The sequence below is a fragment of the Streptomyces sp. NPDC051133 genome (genome assembly GCF_040682635.1).
Taxonomy (GTDB): Bacteria; Actinomycetota; Actinomycetes; order Streptomycetales; family Streptomycetaceae; genus Streptomyces.
The window spans coordinates 161,458-181,850 of sequence record NZ_JBFBBK010000011.1 but is presented as its reverse complement, the minus strand read 5'-3'; the positions used below and the strand labels follow the sequence as shown (position 1 = coordinate 181,850).

Annotated in this window: 20 protein-coding genes; 9 read left to right on the top strand and 11 right to left on the bottom strand. The window is 73.5% G+C overall.

Annotated elements, in window-relative coordinates; all coding sequences use genetic code 11:
• The first annotated feature begins 208 nt into the window (after nucleotides 1-208).
• Genes AB0N17_RS14510 through AB0N17_RS14500 form a run of 3 tightly spaced genes read left to right on the top strand, consistent with a single transcriptional unit; the run spans nucleotide 209 to nucleotide 2,757 of the window.
• On the top strand, nucleotides 209-988 hold the full coding sequence (locus AB0N17_RS14510; RefSeq protein WP_366011626.1) for a VWA domain-containing protein: 780 nt from the start codon (nucleotides 209-211) through the stop codon (nucleotides 986-988).
• Complete coding sequence (locus AB0N17_RS14505) at nucleotides 981-2,087, top strand: XdhC/CoxI family protein (protein ID WP_366011625.1); 1,107 nt, start codon at nucleotides 981-983, stop codon at nucleotides 2,085-2,087. Before AB0N17_RS14510 ends, AB0N17_RS14505 begins: the two co-directional genes overlap by 8 nt.
• A gap of 16 nt (nucleotides 2,088-2,103) precedes the next feature.
• On the top strand, nucleotides 2,104-2,757 hold the full coding sequence (locus tag AB0N17_RS14500) for an SRPBCC family protein (RefSeq protein WP_366011623.1): 654 nt from the start codon (nucleotides 2,104-2,106) through the stop codon (nucleotides 2,755-2,757).
• A 135-nt stretch (nucleotides 2,758-2,892) separates the two neighbouring features.
• On the opposite strand, the gene AB0N17_RS14495 is transcribed toward AB0N17_RS14500, so the two are convergent.
• Together AB0N17_RS14495 and AB0N17_RS14490 are read right to left on the bottom strand one after the other, a co-directional pair.
• Nucleotides 2,893-3,489 (bottom strand): GNAT family N-acetyltransferase, encoded by a 597-nt coding sequence (locus AB0N17_RS14495; RefSeq protein ID WP_366011622.1) that lies wholly within the window; start codon nucleotides 3,487-3,489, stop codon nucleotides 2,893-2,895.
• A gap of 21 nt (nucleotides 3,490-3,510) precedes the next feature.
• Complete coding sequence (locus AB0N17_RS14490) at nucleotides 3,511-4,011, bottom strand: metallophosphoesterase (protein ID WP_366011621.1); 501 nt, start codon at nucleotides 4,009-4,011, stop codon at nucleotides 3,511-3,513.
• A 196-nt stretch (nucleotides 4,012-4,207) separates the two neighbouring features.
• Here AB0N17_RS14490 and AB0N17_RS14485 point away from each other — a divergent pair, with 196 nt between their 5' ends.
• Nucleotides 4,208-4,675, top strand: a complete 468-nt coding sequence (locus AB0N17_RS14485; protein WP_366011620.1) for a VOC family protein — start codon at nucleotides 4,208-4,210, stop codon at nucleotides 4,673-4,675.
• A 16-nt stretch (nucleotides 4,676-4,691) separates the two neighbouring features.
• Here the strand turns inward: AB0N17_RS14485 and AB0N17_RS14480 are convergent, their stop codons facing one another.
• The 4 genes from AB0N17_RS14480 to AB0N17_RS14465 form a co-directional block, all read right to left on the bottom strand.
• Nucleotides 4,692-5,432, bottom strand: coding sequence for a class I SAM-dependent methyltransferase (locus AB0N17_RS14480; protein ID WP_366011619.1), 741 nt, complete (start codon nucleotides 5,430-5,432; stop codon nucleotides 4,692-4,694).
• Between the two features lie 91 nt (nucleotides 5,433-5,523).
• Complete coding sequence (locus AB0N17_RS14475) at nucleotides 5,524-6,534, bottom strand: SDR family oxidoreductase (RefSeq protein ID WP_366011618.1); 1,011 nt, start codon at nucleotides 6,532-6,534, stop codon at nucleotides 5,524-5,526.
• Nucleotides 6,535-6,561: 27 nt separating this feature from the next.
• Entirely contained in the window at nucleotides 6,562-7,671 is a 1,110-nt protein-coding gene (locus AB0N17_RS14470) for an enolase C-terminal domain-like protein (RefSeq protein WP_366011617.1), read from the bottom strand.
• Between the two features lie 10 nt (nucleotides 7,672-7,681).
• On the bottom strand, nucleotides 7,682-10,723 hold the full coding sequence (locus AB0N17_RS14465; protein ID WP_366011616.1) for an FAD-linked oxidase C-terminal domain-containing protein: 3,042 nt from the start codon (nucleotides 10,721-10,723) through the stop codon (nucleotides 7,682-7,684).
• 126 nt (nucleotides 10,724-10,849) lie between these two features.
• Between AB0N17_RS14465 and AB0N17_RS14460 the strand changes: the two genes are divergently transcribed.
• The 3 genes from AB0N17_RS14460 to AB0N17_RS14450 are packed head-to-tail and all read left to right on the top strand — an operon-like array spanning nucleotide 10,850 to nucleotide 13,273.
• A complete protein-coding gene (locus AB0N17_RS14460; RefSeq protein WP_366011615.1) occupies nucleotides 10,850-11,287 on the top strand; it encodes a MarR family transcriptional regulator in 438 nt (145 codons plus the stop codon).
• Nucleotides 11,284-12,681 carry an MFS transporter gene (locus AB0N17_RS14455; protein ID WP_366011614.1) on the top strand — a complete coding sequence of 466 codons (1,398 nt, stop codon included), beginning with the start codon at nucleotides 11,284-11,286 and terminating at the stop codon, nucleotides 12,679-12,681. The genes AB0N17_RS14460 and AB0N17_RS14455 overlap by 4 nt, the downstream gene beginning before the upstream one ends.
• A 7-nt stretch (nucleotides 12,682-12,688) precedes the next feature.
• Nucleotides 12,689-13,273 carry a hydrolase gene (locus tag AB0N17_RS14450; RefSeq protein WP_366011613.1) on the top strand — a complete coding sequence of 195 codons (585 nt, stop codon included), beginning with the start codon at nucleotides 12,689-12,691 and terminating at the stop codon, nucleotides 13,271-13,273.
• A 118-nt stretch (nucleotides 13,274-13,391) separates the two neighbouring features.
• Here the strand turns inward: AB0N17_RS14450 and AB0N17_RS14445 are convergent, their stop codons facing one another.
• Together AB0N17_RS14445 and AB0N17_RS14440 are read right to left on the bottom strand one after the other, a co-directional pair.
• Nucleotides 13,392-13,577: a hypothetical protein gene (locus AB0N17_RS14445; protein ID WP_366011612.1), complete on the bottom strand. Its 186-nt coding sequence runs from the start codon at nucleotides 13,575-13,577 to the stop codon at nucleotides 13,392-13,394.
• 17 nt (nucleotides 13,578-13,594) lie between these two features.
• Nucleotides 13,595-13,966 (bottom strand): DUF6479 family protein, encoded by a 372-nt coding sequence (locus AB0N17_RS14440; RefSeq protein ID WP_366011611.1) that lies wholly within the window; start codon nucleotides 13,964-13,966, stop codon nucleotides 13,595-13,597.
• A gap of 114 nt (nucleotides 13,967-14,080) precedes the next feature.
• Here AB0N17_RS14440 and ctaD point away from each other — a divergent pair, with 114 nt between their 5' ends.
• Both ctaD and AB0N17_RS14430 read left to right on the top strand, forming a co-directional pair.
• Entirely contained in the window at nucleotides 14,081-15,745 is a 1,665-nt protein-coding gene (gene ctaD, locus AB0N17_RS14435) for a cytochrome c oxidase subunit I (protein WP_366011652.1), read from the top strand.
• Nucleotides 15,742-16,125 carry a cytochrome c oxidase subunit 4 gene (locus AB0N17_RS14430; RefSeq protein ID WP_366011610.1) on the top strand — a complete coding sequence of 128 codons (384 nt, stop codon included), beginning with the start codon at nucleotides 15,742-15,744 and terminating at the stop codon, nucleotides 16,123-16,125. The genes ctaD and AB0N17_RS14430 overlap by 4 nt, the downstream gene beginning before the upstream one ends.
• Here the strand turns inward: AB0N17_RS14430 and AB0N17_RS14425 are convergent.
• The 3 genes from AB0N17_RS14425 to AB0N17_RS14415 all read right to left on the bottom strand — a co-directional run bounded on the left by AB0N17_RS14425 (nucleotide 16,061) and on the right by AB0N17_RS14415 (nucleotide 20,376).
• Nucleotides 16,061-17,491 (bottom strand): ubiquinol-cytochrome c reductase cytochrome b subunit, encoded by a 1,431-nt coding sequence (locus AB0N17_RS14425; protein WP_366011651.1) that lies wholly within the window; start codon nucleotides 17,489-17,491, stop codon nucleotides 16,061-16,063. The genes AB0N17_RS14430 and AB0N17_RS14425 overlap by 65 nt on opposite strands.
• A 71-nt stretch (nucleotides 17,492-17,562) precedes the next feature.
• Nucleotides 17,563-17,838: a hypothetical protein gene (locus tag AB0N17_RS14420; RefSeq protein WP_366011609.1), complete on the bottom strand. Its 276-nt coding sequence runs from the start codon at nucleotides 17,836-17,838 to the stop codon at nucleotides 17,563-17,565.
• 69 nt (nucleotides 17,839-17,907) lie between these two features.
• The gene (locus AB0N17_RS14415) at nucleotides 17,908-20,376 is read right to left on the bottom strand and encodes a SpoIIE family protein phosphatase (protein WP_366011607.1); all 2,469 of its coding nucleotides are present in this window, start codon (nucleotides 20,374-20,376) and stop codon (nucleotides 17,908-17,910) included.
• Between the last annotated feature and the right edge of the window lie 17 nt (nucleotides 20,377-20,393).

Here is a 20,393-nt window from a genome sequence, read left to right as displayed (position 1 = left end):
GCCCGCCCCACACCCCCCCCGCCCGCCGTACGAGCCCGTCTAAGCCCCAAACACAGACCCACCCGGAGGCCCCGCACCCCTCGCCGATGGCGCCGCTCCCCCGCCCCGGCTGCGGCTCACCGCCCGGGAGGGTTCCGCCGCCCCCCGCACGCCCGGTGAGCCCGCGCCCGCGGGGCCGCCCACCGCCGCCCTCGCCAGCTCCGCCGAGGTGCTGCGCCACCGTGACGTCGCCGGGCTCGACGCCGCCGAACGCGCCCAGTTGCGGCGCCTGCTCGCCGCCTTCGCGCTGCACGGGCAGACCCGGAGGTCCGCTCGGCGGCGGCCCGCCCGGCGCGGCGAGGTCGATCCGCGGCGCACGGTACGGGAGTTGCTGCGGCGTGGCGGGGAACCGGCCCGGCTGCGGCGGCACGCGCGCGTGGAGCAGCCGCGCCGGGTCGTGCTGCTCGTCGACGTCAGCGGTTCCATGGCGCCGTACGCCGACGCCCTGCTGCGGTTCGCGCACGCGGCGGTGCGCGGCGGCCGCACCGAGGTGTTCACCATCGGCACCCGGCTGACCCGGGCGACCCGCGAACTGTCGCACCGGGACCCGGACCTGGCCATGGCGGCCCTCGCGGCGGCCGTGCCGGACTGGCGGGGCGGCACGCGGCTGGGCGAGCTGCTGCGTGAGTTCCTGAACCGCTGGGGGCAGCGCGGGATGGCGCGCGGGGCGGTCGTCGTCCTGCTCTCGGACGGCTGGGAACGCGGTGATCCGGAGCTGCTCGGCGCGCAGATGCGCCGTCTGCACTCCCTCGCCCATCAGGTGATCTGGGCCAACCCGCGCAAGGCCCGACCCGGTTACGCCCCGCTGGCGGCCGGGATGGCCGCGGCCCTGCCGAGCGTGGACGCCTTCGTCGAGGGGCACAGCCTCGCGGCACTGGAGCGGCTGGCGGCGGTGGTGCGCGGGGCCGCGGGCGGTGAGACCGTCGTGAAAGGAGCGCAAGGTGCGTGAGATCCTCCCGGAGCTGGAGCGCTGGTACGCGGCCCGGGTCCCGTTCGGGCTGGCCACGGTGGTCTCGGTGAGCCGCAGCGCGCCGCGCGGGCCCGGCGCCTCGATGGCCGTGGGGCCGGACGACGAGGTCCTGGGGAGCGTGTCGGGGGGCTGTGTCGAGGGGGCGGTGTTCGAGCTCGCGCAGGAGGTGGTGGAGAGCGGCGAGGCGCGTCTGGCGACCTTCGGGTACAGCGACGAGGACGCGTTCGCGGTCGGGCTCACCTGCGGCGGCGAGGTCACCCTGCTGGTGCGGCCCGTCACGCCCGTCTCGGACCCGGCGTTCGGCGCGGTCGCCGCGTCCGTCGCCGAGGGCCGGCCGGTGACGGTGGCGACCGTCGTCGACGGGCCCGCCCGGCGCGGGGCCTGCCTCGCGGTCTGGCCGGACACGGTGGTCGGCTCGCTCGGCACGAGCGGGCTCGACGTCGCCGTCACCGCCGACGCTCGCGGTGAACTCGCCCTGGGCGCCACGGTGCTGCGGCACTACGGGCGGCACGGGGAGCGCCGCGAGGACGACGTCACGGTGTTCGTGCAGTCCTTCGCGCCGCCGCCGCGCATGCTGGTGTTCGGCGCGATCGACTACGCGGCGGCGGTGGCCCGCATCGGCGACTTCCTCGGCTACCGGATCACCGTGTGCGACGCCCGGCCGGTCTTCGCCACGCCCAAGCGTTTCCCGCCGGGCGTGGAGGTCGTCGTGGACTGGCCGCACCGCTACCTCCAGGGCACGCACACCGACGAGCGCACGGTGATCTGTGTCCTCACCCACGACCCCAAGTTCGACGTACCGCTGCTGGAGGAGGCGCTGCGCCGGCCCGCCGCCTACATCGGGGCGATGGGCAGCCGCCGTACCCACGACGAACGGCGCGAACGGCTGACCGAGGCGGGCCTGACCGACCCGGAACTGTCCCGGCTGCGCTCGCCCCTCGGGCTCGACCTGGGGGCCCGTACGCCCGAGGAGGTCGCGGTGTCCGTCGCCGCCGAGATCGTCGCCCTGCGCTGGGGCGGCAGCGGTGCGCCGCTCACCGCGACCGCCGGGGCCATCCATCCGCACGCGGCCGTGTGAGCGCGAGGAGGAAGACATGGAGCTGCAGCACGAGTTCACCGTCCCCGTCCCGGTCGACGACGCCTGGCACGCGCTCCTCGACATCGAACGGGTCGCGCCGTGCCTGCCGGGCGCGGCGGTGGAGGAGTACGACGGCAAGACCGTGACCGGGTCGGTGAAGGTCAAGGTCGGCCCGGTCACCGTGACGTACCGGGGGACCGCGGTCTTCGAGGAGCAGGACGCGTCGGCGCACCGCATGGTGCTGGTGGCCAGCGGCCGGGAGACCCGCGGGCAGGGCACGGCCCGGGCGACGGTCACGGGCACGCTCAGCGAGCGCGACGGCGGGACGGCGGTGTCGGTGCGGACCGACCTGACGGTCACCGGGCGACCGGCGCAGTTCGGGCGCGGGGTGCTGGCGGAGGTGGGCGACCGGCTGGTGGGGCAGTTCGCGGACTGCCTGGCCGGACGGCTGACCGAGCGGGCCCCGGCCGCGGAGGAGGAGCCCGGGCGGGCCGACGCCACCGGCTCGGCGGCGCCCTCGGCCCGTGAGGAGCCGGAGCCGCTCGACCTGCTGCGCACGGCGGGGTTGCCGGTGGCGAAGCGGGCCGCGGTGGCGGCGGCGGTGGTCGCCGTGCTGGCGGGGGTGGCCGTGTGCTGGCGGCGCAAGCGGCGGACCTGTTCACGCCGGTGACGGCGGTGCCCGGGCGCGCGGGGCCGTTGCGATCCGCGGGGCCGTTGCGATCCGCGGACCCGTCGCGGGGGCGCGAGCGAGCACTCGGCCGGCGCGTGCCGTCCTCGGTCCGCTCGGGGGCCGCGGCCCCGGGGCCTACTCGGGGTCTCCGGCCACGCGCGCGTGCAGATGCTGGTCGTGCCAGCCGTCGGCGTGCAGCAGGGCGCTGCGCTGGGTGCCCTCCACCGTGTATCCGGCCTTCTCGGCAACCCGGCAGGAGGCGGGGTTGGCGGTGGAGTGGCACAGCATCAGCCGGTGCAGGCCCAGCTCGTCCAGGGCCCATCCGCTGATCCGCCGGGTCGCCTCGACGGCGAGCCCGGCGCCGCGCGCCTCGGGCAGCACCCAGTAGAGGACCTCGGCGGTGCCGCCCGCGAGGTCGACGTGGTTCAGCCCGGCGAGCCCGACGGCCGGGCCACTGTGCGGGGCGATGGCCCAGACCACCCCGGTCTCGGCCCGCCGGCGGGCGTGCAGGCGCTCGATCCGGGCGCGGGCCTCGGCACGGCTGCCGACCGAGAAGAGGTTCCAGAGGCTGATCGCCGGATCCATTCCCGCGGTGAGCAGGGCGTCGGCGTCCGCGTCGTCGAGGCGCCAGGGCCGCAGCTCCCGGCCGCCGGGCAGCGGCAGCACGGGCTGGACGCCCTCGGCGAGACGGCCTGCGGGGACGACGGCGGGTATACCGGAGCTGTTGATCACGAGGGATGATCGCACGGGCCGCTACCGCTGCGGCAGGCGGTGCAGGGTGACGTCGGTGAGCGCGCCGTCGGCGACGGTCGCGGTGAGGTAGGTGCAGTGGGGCTGGCGCCGCCGGTCGGTCGGTGAGCCGGGGTTGAGCAGCCGCAGCCCGGTCGCGGCGGTGGTGTCCCAGGGGATGTGGCTGTGCCCGAAGACCAGGACGTCGAGATCGGGGAAGCGGGCGGCGCAGCGGGCCTCGCGGCCCTGGGCGGGTCCGGTCTCGTGCACGGCGCCGAAGCGCAGGCCGCCCAGTTCGGCGTAGGCCACCTCGGGCAGCCGGGCGCGCAGCTCGGGGCCGTCGTTGTTGCCGTACACCCCGACGAGCCGGCGGCTGCGGCTCTCCAGCAGGTCCAGGGTGGCGGTGTCGACCCAGTCACCCGCGTGGAACACGACGTCCGCCCGCGGCAGTTCGGCGAGCAGCTGCTCCGGGAGCCGTTTGGCCCGCTTCGGCAGATGGGTGTCGGACATCAGCAGAAGGTGCACACCGCCAGCCTAGGCCGTCCAGGTGCGCCGGCCGGGCCGGCCGACACGCCAGGCCCTCGGTGTTCGGCGCGCCCAGCCGTCGAACCCGATCACGAATATGCCAACCTGGATCATTCCGCACCGAACCGCCCGATGGGCTGAATCCTCTGCTTCATCGCGCCGTCCCCTGATGGTTCAGCAGACAGGAGTGATTGCGATGCCCATGCCGGCCCACCCGCCGAAAAACCCGTCAAGCCCCTTTTCGTCCTTCAGCGGTCACCATGTCGGTATCCGCGTTCCCGAGTACGACGCGGCGAAGGCCTGGTACACGGAGAAGCTGGACTTCCGGGTGCTCCAGGAGTGGCCCTACGGAGAACTCAAGCTCGCGTACCTCTGCCCGCCCAACGATGACGACTTCCATGTGGAACTGCTGGCCGGGCCCGTACCCTTCCCGAACGAGGTCTTCGACGACCTCTCGGTCAGCCTGCAGCACGGCGGCTACCAGCACATGTGCCTCCATGTCGACGATGTCGACGAAGCGCGCGCGGAACTCGCGAGCCGCGATGTCGACCTCGTCGGTGAACCTTTCGAGATCGAGGACATCAGCCGGCGACTGGCCTTCATCCGTGACCCGTGGGGCAACATGATCGAACTGTCGCAGAAGCTGCCCGGCGCTGGTTCTTGACCGGCAAGATGTCCGCTTACGGTTTGTGGGTCACCCAGAGCAGTTCCGCAGGCCAGCGGTGCGCCCAGTCGGGCGGGTCGGTTTCGTTGTAGCCGTTGCGTGTTCCGAGTTGGGGCCGCGGCTCGATGAGGTCGTCGATGATGAGACCCGCGCCGCGCAGGACCCTGACCCAGTCGCCGTAGGTGAGCTGATAGCTGGTCGCGCCGTCGCCTTCGGCGATGGTGTCCAGCCCGAAGTAGTCCTGCTGCAGCGTCGTGGTCACACGGCCGGCGGCTTCGTCGTAGCACGCTTCGAACCATGGGCTGGCGACGTTGAACACCAGGCGACCGCCACCGGCCAACACGCGTGCGGCCTGCGGGACGGCCAGGTGCGGGGGCGCCCAGCTGAGCCCACCGAAATCGCAGAACACCAGGTCGAAGCTGCCGGCGGCGAAAGGGAGCCGTTCGGCGGCGCCTTGCACCAGCGGGTAGCGGGCCGCTCCCATCGCGCGGGCCGCTGCGGCGAGTTGCGCTTCGGACAGGTCGAGCCCCACCACGGTGGCGCCCTCGGCGGCGAGCGCCCTGGACCACTGGCCGGCGCCGCAGCCGAGCTCGAGGACGCGCTTGCCGGTGACGTCGCCCAGGGCGTGCAGGTGCGCGTCGGGGATGGAGTACATGCCCCACAGCCGGGGTGCGGCGCCGATGTGCGGATCGTGCTCCTGCTGGTAGGCGCTGCTGATCCGGTTCCAGAGCCGCCGGTTGGCGGGGATGCTGTCCACGTGCCGACTCCAGCACTGCCCGCCGGGGGCGGTCAACACGATTTGGGCACTGGCCGGCCTTCGCCTCGGTCCATGAGCCGCCGGACAGGCCCTAGGCGGCCCGGGAGGTGAGGCGGCGGATGCCCCGGACCGTGCCGAGCACGGCGGCGCTCACGCCGGCGGCCGTGGCGGCGGGGTGCCGGACCAGGGTCTCCTGCCAGGAGCGGGAGTGGGCGGTGTCGTCGAAGGCGCCGTGGGCGCCCTGGTCGTCGGCCGGCCCGGTGTCGACCGGTTCGAAGAGGTTGTCCAGGCCGGTGGGCGGGACGCTGTCGGTCTGCTGGGAGTCGAAGCCGGTGCGGGCCAGGTAGCGGTCGAGCAGGGCCGGGGCGAACCGGTTGGCCCAGACCGTGGCCAGGGTGGTGGCGCCGACGTAGTACTGCTTGCGGCCCGGGTGGTCGGCGGCGTACACCACGCCCCGGGCGGCGACCTCCGGCTGGTAGATCGGCGGGACCGGCATGGGGTGCTTCGACAGCCGGGAGCGGACCCACTGGAACTGGGGGGTGTTGACGGCGGGCATCTGGGCGACGGTGACGCGTACGCCGCTGCCGCGGTGCAGCAGTTCGGTGCGCAGGGAGGAGGTGAAGCCGTTGATGGCGTGCTTGGCGCCGCAGTACGCGGACTGCAGGGGGATCGACCGTTCGCCGAGCGCCGAGCCGACCTGCACGATGGTGCCGCGGTCGCGGGGCAGCATGCGCCGGAGCGCCGTGCGGGTGCCGTTGACGAAGCCGAGGTAGGTGACCTCGGTGACCCGCTTGAACTCCTCGGCGGTGATCTCCTCGAACGGCGCGAACATGGTGGAGAACGCGCAGTTGATCCATACGTCGATCGGGCCGAACTCCTTCTCGGCGGCGTCGGCGACGGCCTCCACCTGGGCGGCGTCGGCCACGTCGGCCGTCTGCACGAGGGGGCGTCCGCCGAGCGCCGCGACCTCGTCGGCCGCCGCCGCCAGGCCGCCTTCGCCGCGGGCGACCAGCACGACCTGCGCGCCGCGGCGGGCGTACAGCCGTGCGGTGGCGCGACCGATCCCGGCGCTGGCACCGGTGATGACGACGGTGGGGGGCATGGTCGTGTCTCCTCCTGATCCGTTCGGCTACTCCGTGCGGTACTTCTCCGCCCGCTCCTCGACGAGGGTCAGGCCCAGTCCGGGTGCCCCGTCGGCGCCGGGGGTGACGCTGCCGCCGCCGGGATCGAGGACGCCGTCGAACAGGAGCCGTTCGATGCGGACGTGGTCGTGGAACCACTCCAGGTGGCGCAGATTGGGTACGGCGGCGGCCACGTGCGCGTGGGCGTGGGGCGCGCAGTGCCCGGAGATGTCGAGCCCGCGCGCGTGGGCGAGCGCCGCGGCGCGCAGCCAGACCGTGAGGCCGGCGCAGCGGGTGGCGTCCGCCTGGAGGCAGTCGACCGCTCCGGCGGCCAGCATGTGCTCGAAGTACGGCAGCGTGTAACCGTACTCGCCGGCGGTGACGTCCAGCGGGAGCCGGCCGCGCAGGCCCGCGAGCAGGGTGAGGTGGTCGGAGGAGACCGGCTCCTCGAACCAGGTCACGCCCTCGGCCGCGAGCGCGGCGCCGACGCGCGCGGCCTGCCCGCCGGTGTAGCCGCCGTTGGCGTCCACGTACAGCTCGGTCCGGTCGCCGACGCTCGCCCGGGCCCGGGCGACGCGTTCCAGGTCGCGGGTCTCGCGGGTGCCCCAGGACTCACCGATCTTGATCTTGACGCGGGGGATGCCCTCCTCCTCGGCCCAGCCGCGCAGTTGCCGGTCCTGGCGCTCGGCGTCGTAGGTGGTGAAGCCGCCGCTGCCGTAGACGGGCACGTCGTCGCGGGCGGCGCCGAGGAGCCGGACGAGGGGCAGGCCGAGCAGGCGGGCCTTGGTGTCCCACAGGGCGATGTCGACGGCGGCGATCGCCTGGGCGGCCACACCGGGGAGTCCGGCGTTGCGCACCGCCCGGCACATCCGCTCGTTGGCGCGTGGCACGTCGAGTGCCGGGAGGCCGGTGACGGTGCCGGCGAGCAGCTCGCGGACGACCTGGGCGGTGGCGGCGGGCGCGTACGTGTAGCCGAGGCCGGTGGTGGTGCCGGAGCGGACGGTGACCAGGACGAGGGTGGTGCTGTCCCACGCGAGGGTGCCGTCCGCCTCGGGGGCGTCGGTGGGCACGGTGTAGACGGCGGTGTCGACCGCGTCGACGGTCGGCAGGTCGCTCATGGACGCCTCCTCAGGAGCGGCGGCGCACGCCGAGGACGGCTCCGGCGGCGACGGCGGCGGCGGTCACGGTCGTCGCCGCCGTCGCCCAGCGGGCGGTGCGGGAGGGTTCGGCCGGGCGGTCGGCCAGCCGTTCCGGGTGGTCGCTGGGCAGGTTGCCGTCGAGTCCGAGGGCGAGGGCCTCGGCGAGGTGCAGGGCGCGCCGGCCGGTGCCGCCCTCCTCGATCTGGGTGCGGCAGCTGAAGCCGTCGGCGAGGACCAGGCTGTCCGGGGCGGCGCCCCGGACGGCGGGCAGGACGCCTTGTTCGGCGACGGCCAGGGAGATCTCGTGGTGGCCGCGTTCGAAGCCGAAGTTGCCGGCCAGGCCGCAGCAGCCCTCGTCGAGGACCTCGGCGTCGAGGTGGGCGCGGCGCATGAGTTCGCGGTCGGCGTCGAACTTCATGACGGCGTGCTGGTGGCAGTGGGTCTGCACGGTCGCCTGCCGGGTCACCTGGGGTGGCCGCCAGTCGTCGGGGGCGTGGTGGACGAGCTGTTCGGCGAAGGTGCGGACCTGTCCGGCCAGCCGCCGCACGTCCTGGTCGGCGGGCATGAGTTCGGGCGCGTCGGAGCGGAAGACGGCGGTGCAGGAGGGTTCGAGGCCGATGACCGGGGTGCCCGCCTCCAGGTAGGGGCGCAGCACGCCGAGGGTGCGGGTCAGCACCTTCTTGGCGACGGTGAGCTGGCCGGTGGAGATCCAGGTCAGGCCGCAGCACACCGGTTCGGTGGGGACGGCGACCCGGAATCCGGCGTCCTCGAGGACGTGGACGGCCGCCTTCCCGATCGACGGGTGGAAGTAGGTGCTGAAGGTGTCGGGCCACAGCACCACGGTCCGCGGGTCGGCGGGGTCCGGTTCCTCCTGGCCGCGGGCCTTCCACCACTGGACGAACGACTGCCGGGCGAACAGGGGTGCCGAGCGGGCACCGTCGATGCCGGCCAGCCGCTTGCCCGCCGCGGCGAGCCCGGGCGCGTGCAGCGCGGAGTTGACGAGGGAGGGGGCGAGGCGGGAGAGCCGGGCCCACACCGGCAGCCAGCCCATCGAGTAGTGCGCCATGGGCCGCATCCGGCCCTCGTAGTGGTGGGACATGAACTCGGCCTTGAGCGTGGCCATGTCGACACCGGTCGGGCAGTCCGACTTGCAGCCCTTGCAGGCCAGGCACAGGTCGAGCGCGTCGTGTACGGCGGTGGAGCGCCAGCCGTCCTCGATCGCGGAGTCGGCGTGTCCGTCGAGCATCTCGAACAGCAGCCGGGCACGCCCGCGCGTGGAGTGCTCCTCCTCCATGGTGGCCCGGTAGGAGGGGCACATGACGCCGCCGGAGTGGCTGCGGCAGTTGCCGATGCCGACGCAGCGCATCACCGCGCGGTTGAAGGAGTGGTCGTCCTCGGGGAAGCCGAAGTGGGTCGCGGGCGTGTCGGGCCGCCAGGAGGGGCCGAGGCGGAGCTGGCCGTCGACGGGGTTGGGGTGGACGATCTTGCCCGGGTTCATCCGGTTCCCGGGGTCGAAGAGGGCCTTGAGCTCGCCGAAGGCGGTCACGAGCCGCTCGCCGAACATGCGGCTGAGGAGTTCCCCGCGGGACTGGCCGTCGCCGTGCTCGCCGGACAGCGAGCCGCCGTAGGAGGCGACGAGGTCGGCGGCGCGTTCCACGAAGCGCCGGAAGTCTGCGACACCCTCGGCGTTCTTCAGGCCGAACGGGATGCGGGTGTGCACACAGCCCTGCCCGAAGTGCCCGTACAGGGACGGGTGGTCGTAGTCGAACTCCTCGAAGAGCTTCTTCAGGTCGCGCAGGTAGTCGCCGAGCCGTTCGGGCGGTACGGCGGAGTCCTCCCAGCCCTCCCAGGTCTCGCGGTCGTCCGGCGGCCGGGCGGTGACGCCGAGGCCGGCCTCGCGGGCCCTGAGCATCTTCTGCTCGCGTTCGGGGTCGTCGGAGAAGGCGACGTTCGCGTCCTTCTCGCCGCGGCCGATGGCCCGCAGCAGCGCGTGGGCCTGTTCGTCGACGTCCTCCTGGCTGTCGCCGCTGTACTGCACCATGAGCCAGCTGTCGCCTTCGGGCAGGACGGCGAGGGACTCCAGGTAGGCGCCCTCCTCGCGCATCAGCTGGGCCATGCGCCCGTCGAGGGCCTCCAGCTGGCTGGGCCGGCAGTGCTCCAGCAGGCGGGACACGTCGTCGCCGGCGGCGCAGATGTCGTCGTAGCCGAGGACCAGCAGCGACTGGTACGGCGGCACGGGGACCAGGTCGAGTTCGGCGCGCAGGACGGTCACCAGGGTGCCTTCGCTGCCGACGAGCGCCTTGGCCACGTCGAAGCCGTTCTCGGGCAGCAGGGAGTCGAGGTTGTAGCCGGAGACGCGGCGCGGGATCTTGGGGTAGCCGCGGCGGATGTCGGCGAGGTACTCGGTGGCGAGGCGGTCGAGGCCGGCGTAGATCTCGGCGAGCCGTCCGCCGCCGTCGACGATCCGGGCGCGTTCGTCGGGCGGGGTGGGGCCGACCCAGGCGCGCTGCCCGTCGTAGGTGAGGATCTCCAGGCGCCGTACGTTGTCGACGGTCTTGCCGTAGGCCTGCGCGGAGGCGCCGCAGGAGTTGTTGCCGATCATGCCGCCGATGGCGCAGTGGCTGTGCGTGGAGGGCTTCGGCCCGAACTGGAGTTTGTGGCGGGCGAGGCGCCGGTTGAGCTGGTCCAGGACGATGCCGGGCTCGACGACGCAGGTGCGCGCCTCCGGATCGACGGAGAGCACCTTGGTGCAGTACTTGCTCCAGTCGATCACCACGGCGGTGTTGGTCGACTGTCCGGCCAGGCTGGTGCCGCCGCCCCGGGAGAGGACGGGGGCGTCGAAGCGTGCGCACACCGCCAGTGCCCGGGCGCCCGCCTCGACGGTGCGGGGCACGACGACGCCCAGCGGGGGCTGACGGTAGTTCGAACCGTCCGTGGCGTAGGCGCCGCGGCTGCCCGCGTCGAAGCGGACTTCGCCGTCCACCTCGGCAGCGAGAGCCGCCTCCAGGCCGGACGTGTCCGGAGGGGTCATCTGTGCTCCCTGATTCTCACCGACGTGCTGCCGTGTCCGAGGACCGGCGAGTACCCGACAAGTAGCCAGGCAAAACTGAACAGTCTCAGCTGGACAGTTCCGGCTGTCGTACCTAGTCTGGGCGCCATGGCCGACATCTCCGACTCCGCCGCCCGCACCGCGCGCGATCTGCGCGTGGTGTTCAGCCGGCTGCGCCGCCGCATCCGCGAGGTCGCTCAGGACACCGACCTCAGCCCGTCCCAGGAGTCGGCGCTCACCCTCGTGGGCAAGCACGGTGCCGCCACGGCCAGCGCGCTCGCCGCCGCCGAGGGGGTGCGCCCGCAGTCGATGGCGACCACCCTGGCCGCCCTGGAGCAGCACGGCCTGATCCGCCGCGCCCCCGACCCGGACGACGGCCGCCGCCAGCTGGTCACGCTGACCGACGCCGGCCGGGCGCGCATCGAGGGCAACCGGCAGGTGCGCGAGGAGTGGCTGGCCCGCGCCTTCCAGGACCGGTACACCGAGGAGGAGCGGCAGACGGTCCTGCGGGCGCTGGAGCTGATGGAACGGCTGTCGCGGCAGTGATACCGAGGCTCACCCGACGCACCGGGGAGACCACCCGCCCCTCCCCCGCCGGATTCGACCGGCGGCTGATCCCGCCGATGCTCGTCGGCTCGGTCCTCAACCCCGTCAACTCCTCGATGATCGCCGTGGCCCTGGTGCCGATCGGCGCCGCCTTCGGGGCGCCGCCCGCCGAGACCGCGTGGCTGGTCTCGGCGCTCTATCTGGCCACGGCCGTCGGGCAGCCCGTCATGGGCCGTCTGGTGGACATGTACGGCCCGCGCCGGCTCTACCTCACCGGTACGGCCCTGGTCGGCGTCGCCGGTCTGCTCGGCGCCCTCGCGCCCTCACTGGGCGCGCTGATCGCCGCGCGGGTGCTGCTGGGCTTCGGCACGTCCGCGGCGTATCCGGCGGCCATGCGGCTCACGCGGAGCGAGGCCGAACGCACCGGCCGGGACAGCCCGGCGGGGGTGCTGACCGCGCTCGCCGTCGCCAACCAGACGGTGGCCGTCGTCGGGCCCGCGCTCGGCGGTCTGCTGATCGGGGTCGGCGGCTGGCGTGCCGTGTTCACCGTCAACGTGCCGCTGTCGGCGGCCTGCCTGGTGCTGGGCACGCTGCGGCTGCCCCGGTCCGCGACCCGGCGGCGCGCCGTCGACCTGCCCGGCATGGCGCTGTTCGCGCTGCTGCTGGTCGCGCTGATGCTGTTCCTGATGCAGCCGGACGCGGGGCGCTGGTACCTGCCGGCACTGTCGGCCGCGGCCGCCGGCGCGTTCGCGGTGCGAGAGCTGCGCGTGCCCGACCCGTTCGTCGACCTGCGCGTCCTCGCCGGCAACGGCCCGCTGCTCGCCACCTACCTGCGGCAACTGCTCGCCTACACCACCTCCTACGCCTTCATGTACGGCTACACGCAGTGGCTGGAGCAGGGGCGCGGGCTCGGCGCCTCCACCGCCGGGCTCGCCCTGCTGCCGCTGTCGCTGGCCGCACTCACCGTCTCCACCCTCACCGGGCGCCGCGAGGCCGTGCGCACCAAGCTGATCACCGGGTCCGTGCTGCAACTCGCGGGCTGCGCCGCACTGTTGCTCGTCGGTGCCGACAGCCCGCTCTGGCTGCTGCTCGCGGTCGGCGCACTGCTCGGCGTCCCGCAGGGACTCATCGGCCTGGCCACGCAGAACGCCCTGTACCGGCAGGCCGACCCGGAGCGCATCGCTTCCGCGGCCGGGCTGCTGCGGACCTTCATGTACCTCGGCGCGCTGGGCGCGTCCGCCGCCACGGCGGCGTTCTTCCCGCACCGTGCCGACACGGCCGGGCTGCACGGCCTGGCCCTGTTCATGCTCGCCGGCTCCGCGCTGCTGCTGGCGGCGACCCTCCCCGACCGTTCCCTCGGCCGGATCACCCCTCGAACCCCCCGAAAGGCCTGACCGACCCATGTCGCTCACCACGCTCGACCCCCGCACCGCCCTCGTCGCGATCGACCTGCAGAACGGCATCGCGGCGATGCCCGTCCAGCCGCACGCCGCGTCCGACGTCATCTCCCGCACGGCGGAACTCGCCGACGCCTTCCGCGCGCAGGGGCTGCCCGTGGTCCTGGTCCGCGTCTCCTTCGCCGCCGACGGTGCCGACGCCGTGCCCGGCCGCACCGAGCGCCAGGCGCGCGGCCTCTCCTTCCCCGAGGGCTGGGACGTCATCGTCGGCGAACTGTCCGGCCACCCCGGCGACATCCACGTCACCAAGCACAACTGGAGCGCCTTCCACGGCACCGACCTGGACGTCCAGCTGCGCCGGCGCGGCATCACCCAGATCGTGCTGACCGGCATCGCCACCAGCATCGGCGTGGAGTCCACCGCCCGCGACGCCTACGCCCACGGCTACCACGTCACCCTCGCCACGGACGCCATGGCCGACGCCGATGCCGAGGCGCACGCGAACAGCGTCGAGCGGATCTTCCCGCGGCTCGGCGAGAGCGGCACGACCGCCGAGGTCCTGGAGCTGTTCGCCAAGACCCGCAACTGACCCGTAACGGACCGACGGCCCGGCCCCTTGCGCGGGCACACACCCGTTCACGCAAGGGGCCGGGCCGGCATGCGGCCAAGCGCGCAGTGCCACGCAGGGCAACGCACCTCCCCGCCGCTCAGTCCTCGCCCCGGACGATGTTGTCCTCGGCCGGCGTGCCCTGCGCCTCGGCGCCGGTGCGGTCCAGGACGGCGGGCCGGCAGGTGCGCATGCCCTTCCCCCGCAGGTGGCGGGCCTGGGCCCAGCCCGTCTCTGTTCGGTCCGGCAGTGACTTGTCGCCGGTGTGCACGGTCACGTCGCTCATCTTCCTTCTGCTGGGTCTCACTTGGTACGGCCGCCACCGCCACCGCCGAACGAGCCGCTGGAGCCCGGCTCCCAGCGCCGGCGGGTCTGGTCCTCGGCGCGCTTGCTGCCGGATGAGTGCATCTGATAGGGGGTGAGCCGTTCGCTCTCGTCGGCCGCGCGGGGCACCTCGTCGGGTTCGCGCATCTCGTGCGTCTCGCGCACAGGGCCGCCGCGCGGCGGCCTCGGACCGGGGCCGGCGCCGATGTGGCTGTGCTCCCGGCCGCGTACCCGCATGCCGAGCCGGACCGCCCAGACCAGGGCGGCCGTGACGGCGACGCCCGCCACGACGATCGCGAGGTAGCCGAAGCCCGTTCCGGCCCCGGCGGCTACGTGGTAGGTGGTGTCCATGAGTGCCGGGTACCCATCCGGGCGACGGATACGACCGGCTGCGCGCAGGGCGTGGCGCGGGCGCGCCACTGGTCACCGCGAGTAACGTCGCCCGAGATGACCGAACTACCGGACATGTCGGAAACCCACGAGATCGTCGTACGGTACACGGCCCCCGCCCCGCGGCCCGGCCGCGCCCTGCTGCGCTGGGCCGGCACGACCGATCACAAGGTGATCGGCCGGCTGTACATGGTCACGGCGTTCTGCTTCTTCCTGCTCGCCGGGCTGCTGGCGCTCGGCATGCGCGCGGAACTGGCCCGGCCGGGACTGCAGTTCCTGAGCGAGCACGGCTACGACGAGTTCTTCACGATTCACGGCACGATCATGATGCTGCTGTTCGCGACGCCGATGTTCGCCGGGTTCGCGAACGCGGTGATGCCGCTGCAGATCGGCGCCCCCGACCTGGCCCTGCCCCGGCTGAACGCGCTGTCGTACTGGATGTACCTGTTCGGCGGGCTGATGGTGGTGTCGGGGTTCCTGGTGCCGGGCGGCGCGGCGGCGTTCGGCTGGTTCGCGTACGCGCCGTTGAACAGCTCCTACTTCTCCCCCGGCGCGGGCGGTGACCTGTGGGCGATGGGCCTGGTGGTGAGCGGTGTGTCCACGACCCTGACCGCGGTCAACTTCATCACCACGATCGTGTCCCTGCGCGCCCCGGGCATGACCATGTTCCGGATGCCGATCTTCACCTGGAACGTGCTGTTCACCTCGATCCTGATCCTGCCCGCGTTCCCCGTGCTGACGGCCGCGCTGCTGTCGCTGGAGGCGGACCGCAAGTTCGGGGCGCACGTCTTCGACGCGGCGAACGGCGGCGCCCTGCTGTGGCAGCACCTGTTCTGGTTCTTCGGGCATCCGGAGGTCTACATCGTGGCGCTGCCGTTCTTCGGCATCGTCTCCGAGATCCTCCCGGTGTTCTCCCGCAAGCCCCTGTTCGGCTATCTGCCGATGATCGGGGCGACGATCGCGATCACCATGCTGTCGGCGGTGGTGTGGGCGCACCACATGTTCGCCACCGGCGCGGTGCTGCTGCCGTTCTTCTCCGTCATGTCGTTCCTGATCGCGGTGCCCACGGGCATCAAGTTCTTCGCGTGGATCGGCACGACGTGGCACGGCTCGCTCTCGTTCGAGACGCCCATGCTGTGGTCGCTGGGCTTCCTGGTGTCGTTCCTCCTCGGCGGGCTCAGCGGGGTGCTGATCGCCTCGCCGCCGCTGGACTTCCACCTGACCGACAGCTACTTCATCGTGGCGCACCTGCACTACGTGCTGTTCGGCACGGTGGTGTTCGCGATGTTCGCCGGGTTCTACTTCTGGTGGCCGAAGTTCACCGGGAAGATGCTCGACGAGCGGCTCGGCAAGTGGCACTTCTGGCTGCTGTTCCCGGGCTTCCAGATGACGTTCCTGGTGCAGCACTGGCTGGGCGAGGCGGGGATGCCCCGCCGGTACGCGGACTACCTGCCGACGGACGGCTTCACGCTGCTCAACAGCATCTCCTCGGCGGGCGCGCTGCTGCTCGGCATCTCCACGCTGCCGTTCCTCTACAACGTCTGGCGCACCGCCGTCAGGGGCGAGAAGGTCACCGCGGACGACCCGTGGGGATGGGGGCGCGGCCTGGAGTGGGCGACGTCCTGTCCGCCGCCGCGGCACAACTTCGTGGCGCTGCCCCGGGTGCGCTCGGAGTCGCCGGCCTTCGACCTGCACCACCCGGAGGCCGAACAGCCGGCCGGGGAGGAGAGCGCCCGGTGAAGGCGGAGGCGATGCTGTTCGGCGGGGTGGCGCTGTTCTTCGGCGGGTCCGCCGCGCTGTACGGGGTGTGGTCGGGGGACCCGACGGGCACGGTCGCGCTGGTGGTCGCGTGCGGCATGGCAGCGCTGGTGTCGTTCTTCTGTCTGATCCAGTACCGGCGCCGGGGCACGCGCGCGCAGGACCGCACGGACGCTGAGGTGGCGGACGGGGCGGGTCCGGTGGCGTTCTTCCCCGACGAGAGCCCGTGGCCGATCGTCACCGCGCTCGGCTTCGCCGTGGCGGCCGGCGGGGTGGTCTTCGGGCTGTGGCTGTTCCTCATCGGTCTGGGGATTCTGGCTCGCGGGGTGTTCGGGATGGTGTTCCAGTACGCGCGCCGGTGAGCGGTCGGCGCGGCGCGCCGGGCCGGAAGTCCTCGACGGGTTCGTGGCCGCCGTCGTAGCCACCGCTGACGCTCTGCCGGATCTCACCGGTCGGCACGCCCTCGGCGAGGCGCTCGCGTTCGGCCTCGGTCAGGGCCCGGCACAGCCACCGGGTCACCAGGAAGGCGGCGACGGGCGCCACGATCAGGGCGACGCGCAGCACCCAGGTGATGGCGTCGACCGAGATGCGGAAGCTCGCGGCGATGACGTCGTTGCCGCCCTCCAGCAGCAGCACGCCGTAGAACACCGTGCCCGCCACGCCGAGTCCGGTACGGACGGGACGCTCGCGCGGCCGGTCGCACAGATGCCGCTCACGCTGCCACTCGCCGGTCAGGCGCTGCTCCACGAACGGGTAGACGTACAGGACCGCGAACAGCAGGGCGGGCAGCACCACGGCGGGGAGCAGCACGTTCCACATGACGGTGTGCCCGGCGATGTTCGTCTCCCACGGGGGCACCATCCGCAGCGACCCCTCCAGGAAGCCGACGTACCAGTCGGGCTGTGAGGCGGTAGACGCCTGGTCGGACCGGTACGGCCCGTAGTTCCAGATCGGGTTGATCTGGGCGATGCCCGCGAGCAGCACCAGGACGCCGGCGACCGTGAGGGAGAGCCCCATGGAGGAGGCGGCGAACTGCGGGAAGAGCGGCTTGCCGACCACATTGCGGTTGCTGCGGCCGGGTCCGCGCCACTGGGTGTGCTTGAGGTGGAACACCAGGATCAGGTGGACGGTCAGCAGGGCGATCAGGAGGCCCGGGACCAGGAGGATGTGCACCGGGTACAGGCGGGTGATGATGTCGTGCCCGGGGGGCTGCCCGCCGAAGGCGAAGAACGCCACGTACGTGCCGACCACCGGCAGCGACAGCATGATGCCCTGGGCGATGCGCAGCCCGGTCCCGGAGAGCAGGTCGTCGGGGAGCGAGTAGCCGGCGAAGCCCTCGGCGATCGAGAGGACGAACAACGTCACCCCGATGGCCCAGTTCAGCTCACGGGGCCGGCGGAACGCCCCCGTGAAGAAGACCCGCAGCATGTGCACGCCGATGGCGGCGATGAAGACCAGCGCCGCCCAGTGGTGGGTCTGCCGCATCAGCAGTCCGCCGCGCACGTCGAAGCTGATGCGCAGGGTGGAGTCGTAGGCCTCCGACATCCGCACGCCGGTGAGCGGCACGTAGGAACCGGCGTAGACGACCTCGTGCATGTCCGGCTTGAAGAACAGCGTCAGCCACACCCCGGTGAGGAGCAGCACCAGGAGGCTGTACAGCGCGAGTTCGCCGAGCAGGAAGGACCAGTGCTCGGGGAATGCCTTGCGCAGCAGTGAGCCGCCCTCCATCAGCGGCAGCCGCGCGTCGACGGCCCCGGCGACGCGCTCGGCGCGGCGATCCCCGCGTCGGGCGGCGCCTCTCACGTCTCGTCCGGGGCCGCGGCTGCGCGTTCCACCTCCGCCTCGACCTCGGCACGGGGCCGGCCGCTCTCCTTGGCGTACTCGCTGACCGCGGTCTGCACCTCGCGGGCCAGGTCCCGCCAGGCGCGCAGGGCGGTCTCGTAGGTGCCCGACTGGGCGCCGGTCATGCGGCGTTCGGCCGGCGGGCCGTAGGTCTGCCGCAGGTCCTCGACCGTGGTGTGCGCCGCCTCGGCCGCCCGCTGCTTCTGCACCAGTTCTTCGAAGGTGTGAGCCACACCAATCGACCCTAGGCACCCGGTCCGGGATACGCCTGTCGAACCTGTCGCGAAGCACCCGTGTGGCGGTCAGCCGCCGCAGACGAGGTCCGCCCAGACCTGTTTGCCGCCGCTGACGGGGATCGTGCCCCAGTCCGCCGACACCGCTTCCACCAGCAGGATGCCCCGGCCGCCGGTGGCCTCCCAGCCGATGCTGGCCGGTTTGACGGGGCTGCGCGGCGAGGAGTCGGCGACGGCGAGCCGCAGCCGGTGGTTGACCAGGCTGAGGTCGAGGCGGACCGGGCCGCCGGTGTGCACGAGGGCGTTGGTGACGAGTTCGGAGACGACAAGGAGGGCCGCTTCGATCGTGTCCTGCGGGACGCCCCAGGTGCGCAGGGTGCGGCGGGTGAAGCGGCGGGCGTGCCGGACCGCCTCGGGCAGCCGCCACACGGTCCAGCTCTCGCGCAGCGGACGGACCGCCATGCCGTCGTAGCGCAGCAGCAGCAGGGCGACGTCGTCGCCGCGGTGGGCGCCGGTGAGCAGGGCGTCGGCGACCAGGCCGAGGTGCGCGGGGTCGGCGGCGGACAGTTCGCGGGTGAGCCGGTCCATGCCGGCGTCGATGTCGGCTCCGGGCGCCTCCACCAGGCCGTCGGTGGTCAGCGCGAGCACCGTGCCGGGCGTCAGCCGCAGCGGGGTCATCGGGAACTCGGCCTGGGCGAGCACGCCGAGCGGCGGGCCGCCCTCGGCCTGCACGATCTCGGCGCTGCCGTCCGGGTGGCGCAGCACGGGCTGCAGATGGCCGGCGCGCACGCACCAGGCGGTGCCCATCTCCATGTCGACGTCGACGTAGGCGCAGGTGGCGAAGAGGTCGGTCTCCATCTCCAGCAGCAGCCGGTTGGCGTGGGCGACGACCACGTCCGGGGCGTGTCCCTCGGCGGCGTAGGCGCGCAGCGCGGTGCGCATCTGGCCCATCAGGGTGGCGGCGCCCGCGTTGTGGCCCTGGACGTCGCCGATGACGAAGGCCACGTGGTTGTCGGCGAGCGGGATCACGTCGTACCAGTCGCCGCCGACCTCCAGTCCGGCGGTGGTGGGCAGATAGCGGGCGACGGCGACCCCGCCGGGCAGCCGGGGCAGCCGGCGCGGCAGCAGGGTGCGCTGGAGCATGCCGACGAGCTCGTGCTCGGCGTCGAAGGCGTGGGCGCGCAGCAGGGCCTGGCCGGTCAGGCCGGCGCAGGCGGTGAGCAGGGCGCGCTCGTCGGCGGCGAACTCGTGCGGGCGGTCCCAGCCGATCAGGCAGGCGCCGGCCATCCTGCCCGCGGCGGGCAGCGGCAGGACGGCGAGGCCGCCGGGACCGACCTCGGCGAGGGCGGGCTCCAGCGGGCTGCCGGCCGGCCAGATCCGGGCCCGGCCCTCACGCAGCGCGGCGGCCAGGGTGGGCATGGCGCGCACCGGCGCGTCGGGCCACTCGCTGCGCCACTCGCTCTGCCACACCTCGGGCCAGGCCTCGGGTTCGGGCGGGTCGAGGACGGTGACGACGAGCCGGTCGTTCTCCAGTTCGGCGAGCGCGATCCGGTCGGCCTGCAGCGGGCCGCGCAGGGCGGCGACGACGGCCTGGCCGACGTCCTTGACGGTGCCGGCGGTGGCGAGGGCGGCGGCCAGCCGCTGCACGCGGGCCACGTCGGTGACGTCGGAGCGCAGCGTGGAGGCGTCGGCGACGGTGCCCACGAGCCGGGCCGGGCCGCCTTCGCCGCCGGGCAGCAGCCGGCCCCGCAGCCGCAGCCACTTCGGCGGGCCGGACGGCTGCAGGACGCGGAACTCCAGCTCGCGGTCGCCGATGGACATGTGGTCGGCCTCGACGACGGACATCAGCGCGGGCAGGTCCTCGGGCACGGTGAGGCCGAGCAGGGTCTCCACGCGGCCGTCGAACTCCTCGCGGGGGATCCCGAACAGCCGCAGGATGCCGTCGCCGATCTCGACCCGGCCGGTGTCCATGGCCAGGCTGAAGGCCTGCGGGGCCAGCTCCGCGGTGTCCGGGGCGGTGCCGGCGGCGGTGCCGGACCGGCCGGGGACGGTGATCGCGCGGGCGATCAGCTCCAGGCAGGCCCGGTCGTCGGTGCCGAAGCCGCCGGGGTGCTCGCCGACGGCCAGCAGACAGCCGCCGCCCGCGGGGCCGAGCGGCAGGACGGCCAGGCAGAAGTCCGGGGACGGGGTCCGCCGGGCCTCGGGGAAGCCCGCCAGTTCCTCGGGGCCCAGCCAGCGCGGCCGTCCGGTGCGGTGGGCCTCGGCGACCGGGGAGCCGCCCGCCGCCGGGTAGCCGTCCCGCAGCCCGTACAGGGTGCGCGGCAGACCCGCCGACTCGGCGAGGCCGAGCCGCGTGGGATCGTCGCCGGGCGTGTACACACCGGCGAAGGCCGCGCCGGCGAACACGAGCGCCAGTTCCAGGACCCGGCGGAGCCGGTCCGGCGTTGCGGGCGACGCGGTGAGCGTGTCGAGGGCGGCTTCGGCACGCTCCGCTCTCGTTCTGCTGATCGCAGCGCCCTCACTCACCACGTTCGCCATTACAGCGCGTGTGAGCC

Excerpts from the sequence above, each read along its gene's own strand:
- AB0N17_RS14500 (WP_366011623.1), top strand. The coding sequence starts at position 2,104 with ATGGAGCTGCAGCACGAGTTCACCGTCCCCGTCCCGGTCGACGACGCC.
- AB0N17_RS14485 (WP_366011620.1), top strand. The coding sequence starts at position 4,208 with ATGCCCATGCCGGCCCACCCGCCGAAAAACCCGTCAAGCCCCTTTTCG.
- AB0N17_RS14475 (WP_366011618.1), bottom strand. The coding sequence starts at position 6,534 with ATGCCCCCCACCGTCGTCATCACCGGTGCCAGCGCCGGGATCGGTCGC.
- AB0N17_RS14470 (WP_366011617.1), bottom strand. The coding sequence starts at position 7,671 with ATGAGCGACCTGCCGACCGTCGACGCGGTCGACACCGCCGTCTACACC.
- AB0N17_RS14465 (WP_366011616.1), bottom strand. The coding sequence starts at position 10,723 with ATGACCCCTCCGGACACGTCCGGCCTGGAGGCGGCTCTCGCTGCCGAG.
- AB0N17_RS14460 (WP_366011615.1), top strand. The coding sequence starts at position 10,850 with ATGGCCGACATCTCCGACTCCGCCGCCCGCACCGCGCGCGATCTGCGC.
- AB0N17_RS14450 (WP_366011613.1), top strand. The coding sequence starts at position 12,689 with ATGTCGCTCACCACGCTCGACCCCCGCACCGCCCTCGTCGCGATCGAC.
- AB0N17_RS14445 (WP_366011612.1), bottom strand. The coding sequence starts at position 13,577 with ATGAGCGACGTGACCGTGCACACCGGCGACAAGTCACTGCCGGACCGA.
- AB0N17_RS14440 (WP_366011611.1), bottom strand. The coding sequence starts at position 13,966 with ATGGACACCACCTACCACGTAGCCGCCGGGGCCGGAACGGGCTTCGGC.
- ctaD (WP_366011652.1), top strand. The coding sequence starts at position 14,081 with ATGTCGGAAACCCACGAGATCGTCGTACGGTACACGGCCCCCGCCCCG.
- AB0N17_RS14425 (WP_366011651.1), bottom strand. The coding sequence starts at position 17,491 with ATGGAGGGCGGCTCACTGCTGCGCAAGGCATTCCCCGAGCACTGGTCC.
- AB0N17_RS14415 (WP_366011607.1), bottom strand. The coding sequence starts at position 20,376 with ATGGCGAACGTGGTGAGTGAGGGCGCTGCGATCAGCAGAACGAGAGCG.